The organism is Haloarcula sp. H-GB4, assembly GCF_030848575.1.
Taxonomy (GTDB): Archaea; Halobacteriota; Halobacteria; order Halobacteriales; family Haloarculaceae; genus Haloarcula.
Window position 1 is genome coordinate 1,410,056 of sequence record NZ_JAVDDX010000002.1, and the last position, 15,092, is coordinate 1,425,147.

Genomic DNA, 15,092 nt, shown 5'->3' on the forward strand with positions numbered 1-15,092 from the left:
GATCTGGATTGCTTGCGTAAAGACGCCCTACTGCACCCGAGCATCCACGACGACGTGGGCGACACCCTCGCTGTACTCCTTGACGCGCCGAGTGTCTAGCACTTCGACATCCCGATCGGCTTCGGCGGCGGCTGCTTCCAGCCGTTCTATCGGTCGGTCGAACACGAGCGCGTCTGGTGTTGCTTCGTGCATGTGGAGGACGCCGCCGGGCGCGAGTGCGTCGAGCGCGCTGTCGAGGTACTCGTGTGAAGCGTCGGGCGGAGCCCGACTGTCCTCCGCGCGCGGCGCGGAGGCCTCGTAGTAGCCCATCACTACTCGGTCGGCGCGACCCTCGCTGGCAAAGCCCGGTACGACTTCTCGACAATCGGCCCGGTAGGGGTGTACGCGCTCGTCCACGTCGTTCAGCATGACGTTCTCGACCAGGAAGCGAAACGCCGTGGGATTGCGCTCGACGGCGGTGACGTGTGCGCCGGCGCGGGCCATCGGGAGGGTGAAGTAACCGATGCCGGCGAACATGTCCAGTACGCGCTCGCCGCCCTCGCTCGCGGCTTCACCGCTCGCCCGTTCCGAGGGCCTGGTCCCCCGCTCCTCGCTGACGATTTCGCCCATCCGCGCCCGCTCGGCCTTGTTGCCGGGCGAGAACATCACCTCCGAGAGGTCCATCGCGTAGCGCGTGCCGTGTTCGGTGTGGACCGTCTCGGTGTCGCCGTCACCGGCGATGACCTCAACACTGGGTTCGCGGTGCTCGCCGGAGATGCCGTGGCGGGCCAGCACCGTCTCGGCCTCGCCGTGGAGCGCCAGCAGGGCATCGCCGACCTCCGCCGGTCGGGGGCTGTCGCCGATGTCGACCAGCACGACGGAGCCAAGGACGGCCCAGGAACTCGGGGCGGCATCGATTTCCGCGTCGGTCCAGCCGCGCTCCCGGAGGTGGTCATCGAGCGTTCGGAGACGGCGCTTGCCGACCTGCCGGACGACCTCCCGGAACTGCGTTTCCTGTGGCGGGGCAGTCACCGGGACGGCGACGCTGTCCGCGGTCCACTCGGTGATGCTTCTGGTGTCGTCGTAGAGGCCCTCGGCCTGCAGGGATTCGATAGCGACCTGCGAGCGGGGTTTGGCGACGACGACGGCTAGCTGCTGGTCGTCCGCTGTCTCCGTGTCCTCACTCATCGGTATCCGCGTCGGTATCGGGAAGAACGTGCAACCCCGCGTGACTCTTCAGTACCGGCACCTCGTCGGCGTCGGTGTCGAGGTAGTCCGGGCGCGGGACGGTCTTGCTCTCGAAGGTTTCTGGGTCGAGCACCTGGACGGCATTGGCGTCCTCGACGGCGACGAGAGTCGTCGTCTGGGCGTCCTCGCGGAACCCCAGCCGCCGGGCGTCGGGGGTCTCGCCGTCCTCGAAACTGGCTTCGTAGTCCTCGCCGGTCGCCAGACGGACACCCTTGAGGTTCCCCTGGACCGAGCGGACCAGCACTGGCCCGTCGCCGTCCTCCGGGTCGATTACCTCGCCCTGTCGATAGCGGGGCAGGCGGACGGCGTAGGTCATCCGGTACAGCTCCTGACCGTCCTCGTCCTCGGAGATGAGACGCCGCGAATCGGAGTACGAGCCGCCGAGCTGGGCGGTGATGCGCTTGGCGATGCCCAGCCCCATCTGGTTCGTCGAGATTTTCATGTCCAGCCCGTCGTCGACGGACTTGGTCTCGGTAATGAATGCGTTGCGGTCGCCCGTTTCCTCACGGGCGGCGATGTACTCCTCTGCGATCTCCTCGGCGCGCTCTCGCTCGTCGTCGGTCGGATCGCGGCTGTCGGCCCGCACCTGCACGATACTGGCGAAGGAACCGCCGGCGATTTTCCCACAGCGCTTGCACGTCTGCCGGGAGATACGAACAGGGACGGTGACCTCCTCAGTGACCGGTGTCCCGCGGATGACACCGGAGAACTCCGCGTGCATCCGGATGTTGTTCTTGTCGAGTTGCTCGGGAGCGACCTGCCAGGCAACCGACTGGGCGTCGACGTGGATCCCGAGCGCCTCGCTGACCTGTTCGACGGCGATATCGGTGTAGTCCTCGGCGCCGATGTCGACCCAGCGGTTCCCCTTGTGGACCGCGCCACACCGCGAACAGACTCGCACCTGGATGGTGTCGGGGGCGTCCACCAGGTCGAACTCCTCGAAGTAGCAGGCGTCACAGAGGACGTGCTCGGAGTTGCGCTGACCGCCGGCACCCGCAAGCTCCGGGCGCTCGTCAGTGCCCTCCGGTATCTCGTCACCGCAGCGTGGACAGAACTCTCCCGACCGGCTCATTACCGGTCCTACTGTACTGAACCGTTTAAGCCGTGTGTTCCGCCACCGCGACTACTCTGCCGACGGGCCAGTACGACCTCCGATTACTCACCTGTGAGTGTCGGTGCTGCAATGTCGGCGTCGGCGGCCTCGCGCCAACTGTGTTCGGGCTCCCAGTCCAACAGCCCCTGTGCTTTCGCCGTCGAGAGCGCTGACTGGTCGCCGTCCAGCTTACACTCCGCGGGAAGGTCACCCCACTGCTCTTCCACGAGGTCAGCCGTCGGCCGGCCGACGTAGTTCTCGGCGGCGGCGACATTGAACGCTTCGTGCCCACCGATGTCGGTATCGAGCGCTGCCGCGACGGCTGTCGCCACGTCGCGCACGTCGACATACGACCAGCAGTTACCCGCGCCGTCGGCGAGGTCGCCCGTGGCCACGTCCCGACAGTTGTACTCACCGGGGTACTGAATCCACGACGGTCGTATCGAGGCTACATCGACGCCGTCACGCCGGACGACCATCTTCGCCACCTCTTCGCCGGCGACCTTCGACGTGCCGTACGGGTCCTCCGGCGCAGTCGGATGGGATTCGTCCATCGGGAGATACGCCGGCAGCGGCGTCTCCTCGGCGAAGGATAGTCCGTAGGCGCTCTCGGAGGACGCCCAGACGACGTCTGCGCCGGCACGACCTGCGGCGTCGATGACGTTGTACGTCGCCGAAATGTTGGTGTCGAACACTCGCGTGCCCGCGTGGCGCTCCGGTGCTGGCAACGCAGCCCAGTGGACGACGGCGTCCGGGTCAATCTCGCTGAAGAGGTCCCGGACCTCCACTCCTTCAGTCACGTCGACGGCTTTGAAGTCCATGTGTTCCCGGGTGGGTACCTCCCAGCCGGGATGGTCCAGATCCACGCAGACGACGTTGTACTCGCCGGCGAGGTGGTCACAGATCCAGCGCCCGGACCGCCCGCGCCCGCCAGTGACGACAACTGTGTCGGTCATGCATCCGATTGTTGCCCGGAGAGTAAATGCGTGTGGACCGTTGGCCCGCTGACGGTCCACTGGCCCCTGCCGTGTGGCACTTTCCCACGATAGCGAGGTTTTAGAGTGTCGACCGTCTATCAAGGGTATGGAGTGGCAAACAGACTGGGGGCTCCGTGGCCGGATGGCCCTGACGATGTTCCTGCTGTTCGCGCTGTACATCGTCTTCCTTGGAGCGCTCACGCTGTATTTCAGCAATCTCGCACTCATCGTGGTCGTCATGGGACTGTTCCTCGGTGCGCAGTTCTTCTTCAGCGACAAACTCGCCCTGTATTCGATGGGAGCCCGGACGGTCGAACCGGAGGAGTACCCGGAACTCCACCGGACCGTCGACCGCCTCGCCCAGCAGGCCGACCTCCCGAAGCCGAAGGTCGCTGTCGCCGACTCGCGGGTGCCCAACGCCTTCGCCACTGGCCGGTCGAAAGACAGTTCGGCCGTCTGTGTGACGACGGGCATCATGAACACGCTAGACCAAGACGAACTAGAGGGCGTCATTGCGCACGAACTGGCCCACATCAAGAACCGCGACGTGATGGTGATGACTATCGCGTCGTTCCTCTCGACGATCGCCTTCCTCATCGTCCGGTGGGGCTGGCTGTTCAGCGGCGGCCGCGAACGCGGCGGCCAGCAGGTGCCTGTCATCGTCGCCATCCTCATCTCGCTGGTCGTCTGGGTCGTCTCCTTCCTCCTGATCCGGACGCTCAGCCGCTATCGCGAGTACGCCGCCGACCGCGGCGGCGCAATGATTACCGGCAAGCCCGCCGCCCTCGCGAACGCGCTGATGAAAATCGACGGCCGGATGGACAAGGTACCCAAGGATGACATGCGCGACCAGGCGGAGATGAACGCCTTCTTCATCATCCCGATCAACGTCGGGTGGATCGGCCGACTGTTCAGCACTCACCCCACGACGGAGAAGCGCATCGACCGCCTGCAGGACCTCGAACGCGAACTCGAAAGCCGATAGTCTCGGCTGATTTTCTGGCTGTCGTCTACGAAGTCGTGTACCGTCTCGTGGTAGCTACTGTACAGAGCCAGACAGCCGGGGCTTTCTGGCTGCTCGAATACGCGTCACCGAACACAAACACCCACAGTCGAGACGCAAACCACCTTGGTCCCTGGCCCATAGAGACTGTTATATGGGACTGCTCGACGGACTCAAAAGCGTTCTTGGGGTGAAAGCCGAGGCCGACGCGACGCGGGACGCCGACCCGGACGACCTGTTCGGGATGAGTACCGCCTACATCACGATGGAGGCCGATCTGGGGTACGAACCGACTGGCGAGGCGGCGCTGTGTTTCGCCGATGTCGACAGTACGGACTTTCAGGATGCCATCGACGAGGTCGAATCCATTCTCGACGCCGGAATGGTCGAGACGGGCACACGGGCGACCTTCGAGACTGACGACCATGGCTACCAGTGGGTCGTACTCCACGACAACGACTTCGAGGACCTGCTCACGTCGATCCACTTCGCGGCGGACACGCTCGTCGAGCGCCGCTATGGCTCGCGCCTGCTCGCGGCGCTGTTCGCGTTCGAGCACACGCGCGACGATCAGACCGTCTACTGGGTGTATTCCTTCCGACGGGGCGCGTTCTACCCGTTCGCACCGGACCCCCACGACAGCCACGAGCGCAACACGTCCGCGGAGTTCAAACTGGACAGTAACCTCACCGACGAGATCACCATTGAGGACGACAAGGAATACTGGTATCCGCTGTGGCCGGACCGCCCCGGCTACCACCCCTGGGAGTGACATGACAGACGGCGGCGTCGCTATCGGTGACCACGTCCGGCCGACCGAGGCCGGCCGCGACAGCCACGTTCCCGCCGGTGTCTACCGCGTCGTTGGTACGGACGGTGACGCTGTGACGCTGCTGCTGGTCGGCGACGCGGCCGGCCGTCGGGTCCACACTGGTGAGGTGGTGACTGTCGCTCTCGAATCCCTCGCCGCGTTCGAGCCCGCTGAGAACCCGGACGCAAGTCGCTCATTTGCCACACGCATTCTCTCACAGCTTGCCGGCCTCCGGTGGTCGCTGCGGCTGCTTTGGCGCTCAATCCGCTCCAGGCCGATTCCTGGTACGACTGCGATTACGCTCCTCCTTGTCGGCGCGTTCGGCGAAGGGATAGTACCGGTGTCCGAGACGGTGCTGACTGGGCTCTTTCTGCTGGGGACGCTGTTGCTCGCCTATCTTGGTCGAGTGGGTCCGGCCTGAGTCCGTTTCCACTGCACTCCGACTCTCTTTCCCATCTAAAACTCCCGATTCTGTCCTGAACTGTACCGCTGCCGTCCCTCACTTTCACTTTCACTCTGGTGTTAACGAGGCTTTATACCCCCGGACGCACAAGGCATGTCCATGTCCGCAAGTGAGGACCTCGAAGAGCTGCCGGGTGTCGGTCCGGCGACAGCAGAGAAACTCGAAGACAACGGCTACGACTCCTACCAGGGGATTGCGGTCGCCTCCCCCGGCGAACTGTCAAATACGGCCGACATCGGCGAGTCGTCGGCGGCAGACATCATTCAGGCTGCCCGCGAAGCGGCTGACATCGGCGGTTTCGAAACCGGGTCGACGGTGCTCGAACGCCGTGAACAGATCGGGAAGCTCTCTTGGGGCGTCGACGAGGTCGACGAGCTGCTCGGCGGCGGCGTCGAAACCCAGTCCATCACCGAAGTGTACGGTGAGTTCGGAGCCGGGAAGTCCCAGGTAACGCACCAGCTCGCGGTCAACGTCCAGCTCCCGGCCGAACACGGCGGGCTGGAGGGCAGCGCTATCTTCGTCGACTCCGAGGACACGTTCCGACCTGAGCGTATCGAACAGATGGTCAAGGGCCTTACTGACGAGGTACTGTCGGATACGATGGTCCTCCACGGCATCGTCGAAGAGGAGGCCGACGCAGACCCCACTGACGAGGACCTGCTCGATGACCTCGTCGCCTCTGTGTTGGAGAAGATCCACGTCGCGAAGGCGTTCAACTCCAACCACCAGATCCTTCTGGCCGAGAAAGCACAGGAAATCGCCAGCGAGAGCCAGGAAGAGGAGTTCCCCGTTCGCCTACTCGCCGTCGACTCGCTGACCGCTCACTTCCGCGCTGAGTACGTCGGCCGTGGTGAACTCGCCGACCGTCAGCAGAAGCTCAACAAGCACCTCCATGACCTGATGCGCGTCGGCGACCTCAACAACACCGCCGTCGTCGTCACGAACCAGGTCGCCTCTAACCCCGACTCCTTCTTCGGTGACCCGACTCAGCCCATCGGTGGCAACATCCTCGGCCACACCTCCACGTTCCGGATGTACCTCCGGAAGTCCAAGGGGAACAAGCGTATCGTCAAGCTCGTCGACGCGCCGAACCTCCCGGACGGCGAGGGTGTCATGCGTGTCGAAGAAGACGGCCTGCTGAACGAGTAACCGGACCTAGCAGTAGCGGCCATCGTTGACCCACGATTGCAGACCATTTTTGCGGCAGTCTCTGACACCTGCTACAGCCGTCACCCGGACTGGTATGTGGACTGCTCCCGCGCCTCGAACCCCTTTGTTTCATCTCGAACCGACTCCCGTCTGGCGTCTTGCGGCCGTCAGACGCACCGTGGTGAATGTGAAGCTCCAACACCCAAACCGCAAGACTGCGGTACATCTCCTGTTGAAACAGAGGGGTGCCATCTGAGAAACGACAGACGGCTGTCTGGTTGCCGGTGTTCTTTGGGGGTAAACTGTCGACTGGAGATTTCAGTGGCCAACCGTCGTTGTTTGGACGGTGCGAAAATCAAGTGAGCGGCGGTAGAATTAGTCGCTCGCCTGGTCTGTCGTGGCCTGTGCGTCAGCGCTCCAACGCCTCGCTGTCAGTCTCCGGCAGACTTCATACCGGTCTCTTCGAGGTCCGCACCGCCGACCGACGAGCGCAGGGCGTCCATCCCGTCGTCACGGTCGATACCGAAGTTGTCCCGGTACAGTTCCTGCACGCGGTCGTACTCCTCGTCGCTGAGCGGCGGCGTGTCGGGCGCACCGGCCCATTCGTCGATGTCGCCGTTCGTCCGGAACGTCGGGGTGACCGACGCCACTTCGTCGTTGTAGAGGAGCCACTGGATGGCGGCCTGGCCCATCGTCCGTGCTCCATCACGTTCGAGGAACCGGATTTCTTCGACCTTCTCCCAGCCGGTCTCGTACCACTCGCTCGGCCGGTGCGAGCGGTGGTCGCCCTTGCCGAGTTCCGTCTCGGGGGTCACCTGCTCGTTCAGTAGGCCCGAGGAGTGCGGGACGCGGGCGAGAACCGACGTATCGGCGTTTTGCTCGCGGATGGTGTCGATGAAGTGCTGGCCGGGGGTCTGCTCGAAGAGGTTAAAGACGGTCTGGAGCGCATCGAACTCGTTTGCGACCGCGGCGTCGCCCTCAGCGAGCCAGCCGATAGAGGGGCCGAGCGCCCAGCCGATGGCCTCGACTTTGCCTTCCTCGCGGAGTTCGTCCAGCGCTTCCAGCACGTCCTCGTCGACCTCGTCGACATTGGCGTTGTGGAGCATCAGGAGTTCGACGTGGTCCATGCCAAGGCGGTCGAGCGAGCGGTCAACGGCAGTGTGTACCCACTCGGGCGTGACCTTCTTCGGGAGTTCGCCGTGGCCGGCCTGTGGGTTGTTGTAGAAGTCGTAGCCGATTTTTGTCGAGACAGTGACTTCGTCACGGTGTTCTGCCAGCGCCTCGCCGATGATCTCTTCGCTGTCGCCGTGTCCGTATACGTCGCCGGTATCGAAGAACGTCACGTCCTCGTCGAGCGCGTGCTGGACCATGTCGATAGCATCGTCGCGAGTGCGGTCGCCCCACCAGTCCGTACCGACGACCCAGGCACCGAATCCGACTTCTGAGACCTCGACGCCGGAGTTTCCGAGTGTCGCGTATTCCATACCCGTTTTAGCGGCGCTGTCCACTTAGCCGTCTTGGTTTGCGGTGTCGGACCGTGTCCGAATCCGGAGCTGTGGGGTTGCAATGTCGTCGAGCAATTTGACCGCGCCGTACTCGCGGCGGACCCACCAGTACAGTCCGGCCCCGCCGACGGCGAGCAGTGGCAGGGCGACAAGGCCCCCTTCGGGACCGAACCCGCCGCCGGTCACCACAGTGGGACCAGTTGCATCGGTCGAAAGGAGGGTGACGCCCATCCGGAGGCCGCTGACGGGGAAGCCAAGCAGTGCGAGCGTGTAGTTCCAGGCGACGTGGAAGCCGCTGGCGACCCCGAGTCGACCGGTCAGGACGTAACACGCACCGAGCAGGAGGCCGTAGAGGGTGATGTTGGCCACACTGAGCAGCGACGCGCTGGGGTTCGTCCAGTGGAGGACGCCGAACAGTGCACCCGTCAGTGCTGTTGCGACGATAACTGCGCGCCGCTTCCCGATCCAGCCAGCGAGCCCTTCAGCCGCGTTCGTCAGGAGATACCCACGGACGAGCACTTCCTCAGTAGTCGCCTGCACGAGGAAGAACGCCCCCAAGAGGAGGACGGCGACCGGCGGCCCGAACGCGGTCAGCGGGAGCGGCCCGCTGTCGACGGTTGCGAGGACGACACTGACTTCGACGAACCCGACAGCCAGTTCAGCGAGCAGGACGAGCGTGGGAAGCCCCACCCCGAGCGCGAGGCCGAAGGCCGCGTCGCGCCACCACTGACGGTCGAATCCTAGCCCGTAATCCGGGAGCGTTCGCCGGTCGAGTAGATAGCCGATCCCGACGGCGATGGCGGTTCCGGAAGCAAAGAGTGTAATCTGGCGTACGACTGCGACCATCGGTGTCTCGCGTACTACCGACGATACCACTGCGATCATCCCCGAAAAGAGGACGAGGCCGAACCCGGCGAGAAAAACCCACAGCGTGACCCGCCACGGCGCTCGCAGCCGGCGCTCGGCGGGATTGACGATGTAGCGCCGTATCTCCATGATGAAGTCCGACCTGACCATGTCGTCGTCTGGAACGGCGGCGTCTTAACTGTGGCTTGCTCGTTGTGACACTCGGTGTCGTGACACGGGTGTTACTGGGTGGGTTTCACGTAACGGAAACCCCTATCTGCCCGCGAAGCCACGTACTCGACATGACGAAGCGTCACGTGTCGCTGCCACCGCTCGCCGAAGAGGGGCTCAGGGCGTTCATCGACGAGGTCGATGAACGCCTCTCCGGTGACGAGGACACCTGCGATGTTGTCACTGACGTGCTTGTCGACCTCCACGGCGACCGGGAGGCCTACGAGCGCTGGCAGGACGGCGCGGATATCTCCCCGGCCGAGCGGGTCCGGCTCCAGGGCTATGACCCCTGCAACACGACCCTCGAAAGCGAGTACTACGCCGAGAAAGACGAGGAGCGGTTCAAACGCTCGAAACACCTCCAGTGGCTCTGGCGGCAGTTCGACGCGACGCCGATGGCGGACAACGTCGAGTTCGCGCTCCGGTTCCGTCGGATGCTCGCCGACCATCTCTTCGAGTCCTGTGGCGAGGGCTGTCGCTTCTTCAAGGGCATCTCTTTTACCTACGGCCACAACATCGAGGTCGGCGACAACGTCGTCGTCCACGACGACGTCCATCTGGACGACCGCGGGAAACTCACAATCGGCGACCGCGTCTCTATCTCTGACGATACCCACGTCTACAGCCACGACCACGACGCCGTCGACCAGACCCACGTCGACAACTACCACACCATCATCGAAGACGATGTACGCCTGACCTACGACTCGATGGTCCGGGCCGGTGTGAAGGTCGGCGAAAACGCCATACTTGCGGCGAAGTCCATCGCCGGCACGGATATCCCCGCCCATCACATCGCTGCCGGCACACCGGCGAAGTCGCTGACGGTCAAGGACGGCTGGGAGTCCGTCGCGGAGCCGATTGAGGGGGCGAACGTTGACCGCCGCACCGAGCGGCAACTGCCGGCTGACTTGCCCGATACTCTGGAGCAGTTTGATGAGTTCCAGCGCGACCTCTCGCCGCCGGACCACGAGTAAACACCGACAGCACGTCTCACCTCTCTGCAACCGAAGTCCTTTCTCGCGAACCGACCAACAACGGCTATGCGAAGCGTCGCTATCAACGTCGGAGCAAACACGAACGAGCCCGGCTTTCGCGGCCCGCTGTTTCCCGACGGCTCTTTCGAGTACATCCCGATTCCCGAACCGAAACCGACCAGCGAGCCCGTGCCGACCTACGGCGACCTTGACCTGCGGACCGACGTGTCCGCGGTGGCCGACCAGCCGGTTCACTTCGACCCAGAGTTCCCGGAAGCCGGCGGTGAACACTACACGTACGGTGACGAACACGGCGTGAAAGCGGGACCGCTCTCGGACCTGTCCGCCGGTGACTACCTGTTCTTCTACGCGACGCTGTCGATGGCCGACGAGTGCCCAGCCTGGGCGTCGCCGGAGTGGGGTGCCCACGTCATCGGTCATTTCCAGCTTGCCCGCGACGCGGTTTCGGGTGAGGAGTACCGCGATCTTCCATCCGCGGAGCAGGCCCAGTTTGCCTCGAACGCCCACGTGAAACGCGACCCCTTCGACGCTCGCGTTCTCATTCGCGGCAACGCTGAGGAGTCACGACTGTACGACACAGTCGTCCCGCTGTCGGCACCGAGCGGTGGCACCGACGCGAACAAACTGGTCACCGAACTGTCGTCCGACTCGGGGAAGGGGCCGTGGTGGCGACGGCCGATGCGGTTCGACGAGGCCGGTACGGAGCGACTGCTTGAATTGACCGATAGCCACCCCAGTGCTATCGAACGCTGACGCAGCCGAATAAGTTATCACCGGTGAAAATAGAATGTGAAAGCATATGTCCAGACGGACTCAGATAGCTGATATGCGTCTCTCTAGTGGGGTCCCCGGATTCGACGAACTCATTGAGGGGGGGTTACTCCCGAATCGTCTTTACGTGGTCAGTGGCCCGCCGGGCAGCGGGAAGACAACCTTCTGTTCACAGTTTATTACACAGGGCGTCAAGGACGGCGAAACGTGCCTGTACGTGACGATGCACGAGACCAAGACGGAGTTGATGCAGGACATGGCCGGCTACGACTTCGGCTTCGACCGGGCCATGCAGTCTGATGCCATCCAGTTCCTTAACCTCGTCACCGAGAGCGGGAAGCGAACTATCACACAGTTTGGCAGCGAGGGCGGCCTGACGAACCGACTCGTTGCCTACATTAGACAGAACGACATCCAGCGGGTCGTCATTGACTCGACGATGCTGTTACAGCACTTCATGGCCGATGTCGAAGACGAGATTACGGGCTTTCTTTCTGCGCTGAAACAGACCGACGCGACGACACTGCTCATTTCCGAGATGACCGATCCGTCATCCTACAGCGACGAGCACTACCTCGCCCACGGCGTCGTCTTCTTCCATAACTTCCTCGAAAACGGGAGCATGACCCGCGGCGTTCAGGTCATCAAGATGCGGGGCACCGCTATCGACTGTGACATCCGCGAAATCTCCTTTTCTGATGCTGGACTGCAGGTTCACACTGACCGGAAAGTGGAGACATGAGTCGCTACGAGCGTGAGTTCGGCACCGATTGGGACACTCTCGACAAAGACAAGGCTACCGACCGGGCCTACGCCATCGGTGTCGCTGAGCGTCTCGGGGAGTACAATCGCGAGGAACTCGAAGCCATCTACGCCGAGATGAACTCGGCGTATCACAAGAGCATGGTCGAACTCGCGTACGACGAGGGGCGTAATGAAGCAAAGGAAGCGGCGGAGACGACCAACGCCGACCGGGACGCCCTCTGGGCCGACCTGATCAACGGCGAGAAGACGTACCTCGACGAAGCAGACGTGCCGACTGGCGGCCGTGACGGCCTGCCGTCAGCGCTCGATTCCTCGGAGCTGCTGGACAGGCAGTCAGTCGACAGCACCGACGCTGTCGACAGGCCGGACTTCCTCGACAGGTAGTCACTCTAAGTGTGCACTCACCGACAGCGGTAGCGCTGTTGCTCGCCTGTGTAAAAAACGATGGAGACGGGAAATCCGTCCAGAGCTGGGGTGACTGCAGGCCGTTTCGGGCCGTTAGAAGGAGACTTGGTCCGGCCCGTCTTCGCCCATGCAGATCGGGTCGCGGTCGGAGTAGCCCTTCCGGCCGATGGCCTTGCTCGACACACCCGAGAACGCCGCGAATTCGGCGTCTTCCGCGCTTTCGAAGGTTTCCGGGGCCGACCGGCTGAGTGCGTCGCCCAGCCGTTCGGTGCCGTTTGGCAGTTCGAGTTCCATGTCGCCGTCACCCTCGATGATTTCCTCGGCGGAAACCGGGTAGTCGTACGATTGGAAGGCGTCCGTTGCGTTGCTTAGCATTCGCATGTCTATCGAAAGTTCATGGTTCCTAATAAACCTTCACTATAGATAATCATAATATCCCTTAATGCGTATAAGGAACCCACGTTTCGTGTGCACACCACTCGTGATTTGACCAGAAGCGGCTTCCTGCTGGGAATTGTGGGAGTGGTATGGTCGTCGCTGACTTGCACGTACATACTACTCGCTCTGACGGGACACTCACGCTCGATGCGGTCCCGGCCGCCGCGAGACAAGCGGGCGTCGAGGTCGTCGCCGTCACGGACCACGACCGACTCCAGCCTGCACTCGACGGGCCTGTCACCCAGCAGGACGGTGTGACGCTTCTCCACGGCATCGAACTCCGTGTCGAAACCGAAACACAGCGACTGGACCTGCTGGGCTACGGCGTCGAGCCAACCGATGAACTCCGGGCCGAATGTGCACGCATCCAGCGGAACCGCCGCGAGCGCGGCGCGCGAATCATCGAGTGCGTCGAAGACCACTTGAGCGTCTCGCTGCCCGTCAAACCGCGCGATGGCCTCGGTCGGCCACACATCGCCCGCGGGATCGCCGAGGTGTCGGACCACACCTTCCAGTCCGCGTTCGACGAACTCATCGGCGACGACTGCCCCTGTTACGTCCCGCGGGCGGTCCCGTCATTCGAGCGCGGCTGTGCTGTCCTCTCAGACGCGTGCGGGCTTGTCGGTCTCGCACATCCGTTCAGATATCCTGATACGGCGGTCGCACTGTCGAAGTGTGCGTCGCTCGATGCCGTCGAACGGTGGTATCCCTATGGCCGGGCGGTCGACGACAGCCTCGTCGATGCGGCTATCGAGCGACACAACCTCGTCCCGACGGGCGGCAGCGATGCCCACGGCGAGACGCTGGGTGACACTGGTCTGAACGCGGCCGCGTGGGACCGAGTCGAAACGGCACTCAACGTCTGACAATCGGCAGACGGAACCCGAGGGTTCAATGTCGTTCGGGTATATAATTCAAGTATGCAGTGTCACTACTGCGACCGTGAAGCCGACATCGCCGTTGAGAACGACGGTGTCAAGGTCGGTGTCTGCAAGACACACTTCCGTGAACAGATGGCGGAACTGGAAGACGCTGACTGGCTTGAAGACCTCGACGAAGAACTCGATATCGACCGACGCGAGTGATCGACGCTCCGTTTCTCTGCTTTTGCTGTGGCGTCTCCCGCGTGTCACCGCTGTGACCCCCTGACTAACCGTTAAGGACTGCCCGCCGTACATGGCAACTATGGAGAAAGTCAGCCTTGACGCCGTCGAATCGCGAATGGGGCCGGCGTCGGTCAAACGGGCGCTCGCTGGCCCACTCGACACCGACGATATCGCGTTGAACTACTACGAACTGGCATCTGGCGAGTCCTTCGGCTTCGGCTATCACCGCCATCCGGACCAAGAGGAAGTGTTCCTCGTTCAGTCGGGGACAGCGACGTTCGAGACAGAGGACGGCGACGTGCATGTCAGTGCTGGCGAGGCAATCCGCTTCGCTCCCGGCGAGTGGCAACGCGGTCACAACGAGGGTGACGAGCGCGTCGTTGCGCTCGCGCTCGGTGCACCACAGGAAATGGGAGACACGGATATGCTCCGGCACTGCGAGGACTGTGGCGGTCGCACGCACAACTATGTCGAGATGACGGACGACCGTGACGCGCTTGTGACACGCTGCGAGGAATGTGACGCCGAGACCGGTCGGTTCACCTGATCGTCAACAGTTCTCTTGGTGTGGTTAGTCGTCGGCAGCGGTGGTCGCACCGGACCCGTCACCCGCGTGACGCGCGGCGAACTCGGTGAAGTTGTCGAACAGCCGCTTGGCCTCGCAAGCGGCGCGATAGTTCTCTTCTGTAACGCCGTCAAGCACCGCTCCGATGCGCTCGTCGGCGAGCTGGTCGTCCTTGCCCTTCGTCACTGTCTCGGCCGTCTCGGGGTCGTACTCCGGATGGAACTGCACCGAAAAGACGTTCTCTTTCCGGAACCCGTGGACGCCGTAGTCGTTCTCGGCGAACGTGGTTGCGCCCGGTGGCACCTCGGCGACGCGGTCCGAGTGCGTCGTGAAGACGGTGAAGGACTCGTCGACGCCAGCGAGCAGTTCGTTCTCGCCGTCGTGCTCGACCGTCCGGTAGCCGATCTCGTACTCGTCCATCGATTCGACAGTGCCGCCGAGTGCGTGTGCGAGCAACTGGTGGCCGAAACAGACGCCCAGGAACGCGATATCTCGGTCAATCGCGTCCGCGACCCAGGATTCGAGGTCTCGAATCCAGGGCTCGTCCCAGTAGACGGACGCGCGACTGCCCGTGACCAGACAGCCGTCGAACGCGAAGGTATCGGGCAGTTCGCGCTCGGTCACGTCGTATTCCACGAGGTCGGCGTCGAGTTCCCGCCGGAAGTTCCGGCGATTGTCGTCGCCGTCGTGGGCCGCGTTCAGCAGGGCGATTCGTGGCCTCATTACCAGTATGCAGCGG

At 63.3% G+C, this 15,092-nt stretch carries 18 protein-coding genes; 11 read left to right on the top strand and 7 right to left on the bottom strand.

Going from position 1 to position 15,092, the window contains the following annotated elements; genetic code table 11:
* Positions 1-27: 27 nt before the first annotated feature.
* The 3 genes from RBH20_RS15880 to RBH20_RS15890 form a co-directional block, all read right to left on the bottom strand.
* A complete protein-coding gene (locus RBH20_RS15880) occupies positions 28-1,167 on the bottom strand; it encodes a class I SAM-dependent methyltransferase family protein (RefSeq protein ID WP_306710308.1) in 1,140 nt (379 codons plus the stop codon).
* Positions 1,160-2,299 carry a 60S ribosomal export protein NMD3 gene (locus RBH20_RS15885; RefSeq protein ID WP_306710309.1) on the bottom strand — a complete coding sequence of 380 codons (1,140 nt, stop codon included), beginning with the start codon at positions 2,297-2,299 and terminating at the stop codon, positions 1,160-1,162. Before RBH20_RS15885 ends, RBH20_RS15880 begins: the two co-directional genes overlap by 8 nt.
* 83 nt (positions 2,300-2,382) lie before the next feature.
* Positions 2,383-3,276 (bottom strand): NAD(P)-dependent oxidoreductase, encoded by an 894-nt coding sequence (locus tag RBH20_RS15890; protein WP_306710310.1) that lies wholly within the window; start codon positions 3,274-3,276, stop codon positions 2,383-2,385.
* A gap of 127 nt (positions 3,277-3,403) precedes the next feature.
* Between RBH20_RS15890 and htpX the strand changes: the two genes are divergently transcribed.
* The 4 genes from htpX to radA all read left to right on the top strand — a co-directional run bounded on the left by htpX (position 3,404) and on the right by radA (position 6,723).
* Complete coding sequence (gene htpX / locus RBH20_RS15895) at positions 3,404-4,282, top strand: zinc metalloprotease HtpX (RefSeq protein ID WP_306710311.1); 879 nt, start codon at positions 3,404-3,406, stop codon at positions 4,280-4,282.
* A gap of 172 nt (positions 4,283-4,454) precedes the next feature.
* On the top strand, positions 4,455-5,072 hold the full coding sequence (locus RBH20_RS15900; protein ID WP_306710312.1) for a hypothetical protein: 618 nt from the start codon (positions 4,455-4,457) through the stop codon (positions 5,070-5,072).
* A gap of 1 nt (position 5,073) precedes the next feature.
* Positions 5,074-5,532 carry a hypothetical protein gene (locus RBH20_RS15905; protein ID WP_306710313.1) on the top strand — a complete coding sequence of 153 codons (459 nt, stop codon included), beginning with the start codon at positions 5,074-5,076 and terminating at the stop codon, positions 5,530-5,532.
* Between the two features lie 141 nt (positions 5,533-5,673).
* Positions 5,674-6,723, top strand: a complete 1,050-nt coding sequence (gene radA / locus RBH20_RS15910) for a DNA repair and recombination protein RadA (RefSeq protein ID WP_306710314.1) — start codon at positions 5,674-5,676, stop codon at positions 6,721-6,723.
* A gap of 431 nt (positions 6,724-7,154) precedes the next feature.
* On the opposite strand, the gene RBH20_RS15915 is transcribed toward radA, so the two are convergent.
* Together RBH20_RS15915 and RBH20_RS15920 are read right to left on the bottom strand one after the other, a co-directional pair.
* Positions 7,155-8,207, bottom strand: a complete 1,053-nt coding sequence (locus RBH20_RS15915) for an aldo/keto reductase (RefSeq protein ID WP_306710315.1) — start codon at positions 8,205-8,207, stop codon at positions 7,155-7,157.
* A 24-nt stretch (positions 8,208-8,231) separates the two neighbouring features.
* Positions 8,232-9,245, bottom strand: coding sequence for a CPBP family intramembrane glutamic endopeptidase (locus RBH20_RS15920; protein WP_306710316.1), 1,014 nt, complete (start codon positions 9,243-9,245; stop codon positions 8,232-8,234).
* Positions 9,246-9,376: 131 nt separating this feature from the next.
* On the opposite strand from RBH20_RS15920, the gene RBH20_RS15925 reads away from it, so the two are divergent.
* The 4 genes from RBH20_RS15925 to RBH20_RS15940 all read left to right on the top strand — a co-directional run bounded on the left by RBH20_RS15925 (position 9,377) and on the right by RBH20_RS15940 (position 12,223).
* Positions 9,377-10,282, top strand: a complete 906-nt coding sequence (locus RBH20_RS15925; RefSeq protein ID WP_306710317.1) for an acyltransferase — start codon at positions 9,377-9,379, stop codon at positions 10,280-10,282.
* Positions 10,283-10,348: 66 nt separating this feature from the next.
* Positions 10,349-11,056 (top strand): hypothetical protein, encoded by a 708-nt coding sequence (locus RBH20_RS15930; protein ID WP_306710318.1) that lies wholly within the window; start codon positions 10,349-10,351, stop codon positions 11,054-11,056.
* 73 nt (positions 11,057-11,129) lie between these two features.
* Positions 11,130-11,816, top strand: a complete 687-nt coding sequence (locus RBH20_RS15935; protein ID WP_306710319.1) for an ATPase domain-containing protein — start codon at positions 11,130-11,132, stop codon at positions 11,814-11,816.
* Entirely contained in the window at positions 11,813-12,223 is a 411-nt protein-coding gene (locus tag RBH20_RS15940) for a hypothetical protein (protein ID WP_306710320.1), read from the top strand. Before RBH20_RS15935 ends, RBH20_RS15940 begins: the two co-directional genes overlap by 4 nt.
* A 114-nt stretch (positions 12,224-12,337) precedes the next feature.
* On the opposite strand, the gene RBH20_RS15945 is transcribed toward RBH20_RS15940, so the two are convergent.
* Positions 12,338-12,625, bottom strand: a complete 288-nt coding sequence (locus RBH20_RS15945) for a hypothetical protein (RefSeq protein ID WP_004516454.1) — start codon at positions 12,623-12,625, stop codon at positions 12,338-12,340.
* A gap of 146 nt (positions 12,626-12,771) precedes the next feature.
* On the opposite strand from RBH20_RS15945, the gene RBH20_RS15950 reads away from it, so the two are divergent.
* The 3 genes from RBH20_RS15950 (at position 12,772) to RBH20_RS15960 (ending at position 14,335) form a co-directional block, all read left to right on the top strand.
* Positions 12,772-13,548 (top strand): PHP domain-containing protein, encoded by a 777-nt coding sequence (locus RBH20_RS15950; RefSeq protein WP_306710321.1) that lies wholly within the window; start codon positions 12,772-12,774, stop codon positions 13,546-13,548.
* 54 nt (positions 13,549-13,602) lie between these two features.
* The gene (locus RBH20_RS15955; RefSeq protein ID WP_004516452.1) at positions 13,603-13,767 is read left to right on the top strand and encodes a DUF6757 family protein; all 165 of its coding nucleotides are present in this window, start codon (positions 13,603-13,605) and stop codon (positions 13,765-13,767) included.
* A gap of 100 nt (positions 13,768-13,867) precedes the next feature.
* Positions 13,868-14,335 (top strand): cupin domain-containing protein, encoded by a 468-nt coding sequence (locus RBH20_RS15960; RefSeq protein WP_306710322.1) that lies wholly within the window; start codon positions 13,868-13,870, stop codon positions 14,333-14,335.
* Between the two features lie 24 nt (positions 14,336-14,359).
* Here the strand turns inward: RBH20_RS15960 and RBH20_RS15965 are convergent, their stop codons facing one another.
* Complete coding sequence (locus RBH20_RS15965) at positions 14,360-15,076, bottom strand: type 1 glutamine amidotransferase (protein ID WP_306710323.1); 717 nt, start codon at positions 15,074-15,076, stop codon at positions 14,360-14,362.
* Positions 15,077-15,092: the final 16 nt, after the last annotated feature.

Bases quoted from the DNA above. Each gene is read 5' to 3' on its own strand.
- radA (WP_306710314.1), top strand. From the start codon at position 5,674: ATGTCCGCAAGTGAGGACCTCGAAGAGCTGCCGGGTGTCGGTCCGGCG.
- RBH20_RS15930 (WP_306710318.1), top strand. From the start codon at position 10,349: ATGCGAAGCGTCGCTATCAACGTCGGAGCAAACACGAACGAGCCCGGC.
- htpX (WP_306710311.1), top strand. From the start codon at position 3,404: ATGGAGTGGCAAACAGACTGGGGGCTCCGTGGCCGGATGGCCCTGACG.
- RBH20_RS15915 (WP_306710315.1), bottom strand. From the start codon at position 8,207: ATGGAATACGCGACACTCGGAAACTCCGGCGTCGAGGTCTCAGAAGTC.
- RBH20_RS15965 (WP_306710323.1), bottom strand. From the start codon at position 15,076: ATGAGGCCACGAATCGCCCTGCTGAACGCGGCCCACGACGGCGACGAC.
- RBH20_RS15890 (WP_306710310.1), bottom strand. From the start codon at position 3,276: ATGACCGACACAGTTGTCGTCACTGGCGGGCGCGGGCGGTCCGGGCGC.
- RBH20_RS15935 (WP_306710319.1), top strand. From the start codon at position 11,130: ATGCGTCTCTCTAGTGGGGTCCCCGGATTCGACGAACTCATTGAGGGG.
- RBH20_RS15925 (WP_306710317.1), top strand. From the start codon at position 9,377: ATGACGAAGCGTCACGTGTCGCTGCCACCGCTCGCCGAAGAGGGGCTC.
- RBH20_RS15960 (WP_306710322.1), top strand. From the start codon at position 13,868: ATGGAGAAAGTCAGCCTTGACGCCGTCGAATCGCGAATGGGGCCGGCG.
- RBH20_RS15955 (WP_004516452.1), top strand. From the start codon at position 13,603: ATGCAGTGTCACTACTGCGACCGTGAAGCCGACATCGCCGTTGAGAAC.
- RBH20_RS15880 (WP_306710308.1), bottom strand. From the start codon at position 1,167: ATGAGTGAGGACACGGAGACAGCGGACGACCAGCAGCTAGCCGTCGTC.
- RBH20_RS15905 (WP_306710313.1), top strand. From the start codon at position 5,074: ATGACAGACGGCGGCGTCGCTATCGGTGACCACGTCCGGCCGACCGAG.
- RBH20_RS15920 (WP_306710316.1), bottom strand. From the start codon at position 9,245: ATGGTCAGGTCGGACTTCATCATGGAGATACGGCGCTACATCGTCAAT.
- RBH20_RS15885 (WP_306710309.1), bottom strand. From the start codon at position 2,299: ATGAGCCGGTCGGGAGAGTTCTGTCCACGCTGCGGTGACGAGATACCG.
- RBH20_RS15945 (WP_004516454.1), bottom strand. From the start codon at position 12,625: ATGCGAATGCTAAGCAACGCAACGGACGCCTTCCAATCGTACGACTAC.
- RBH20_RS15940 (WP_306710320.1), top strand. From the start codon at position 11,813: ATGAGTCGCTACGAGCGTGAGTTCGGCACCGATTGGGACACTCTCGAC.
- RBH20_RS15950 (WP_306710321.1), top strand. From the start codon at position 12,772: ATGGTCGTCGCTGACTTGCACGTACATACTACTCGCTCTGACGGGACA.
- RBH20_RS15900 (WP_306710312.1), top strand. From the start codon at position 4,455: ATGGGACTGCTCGACGGACTCAAAAGCGTTCTTGGGGTGAAAGCCGAG.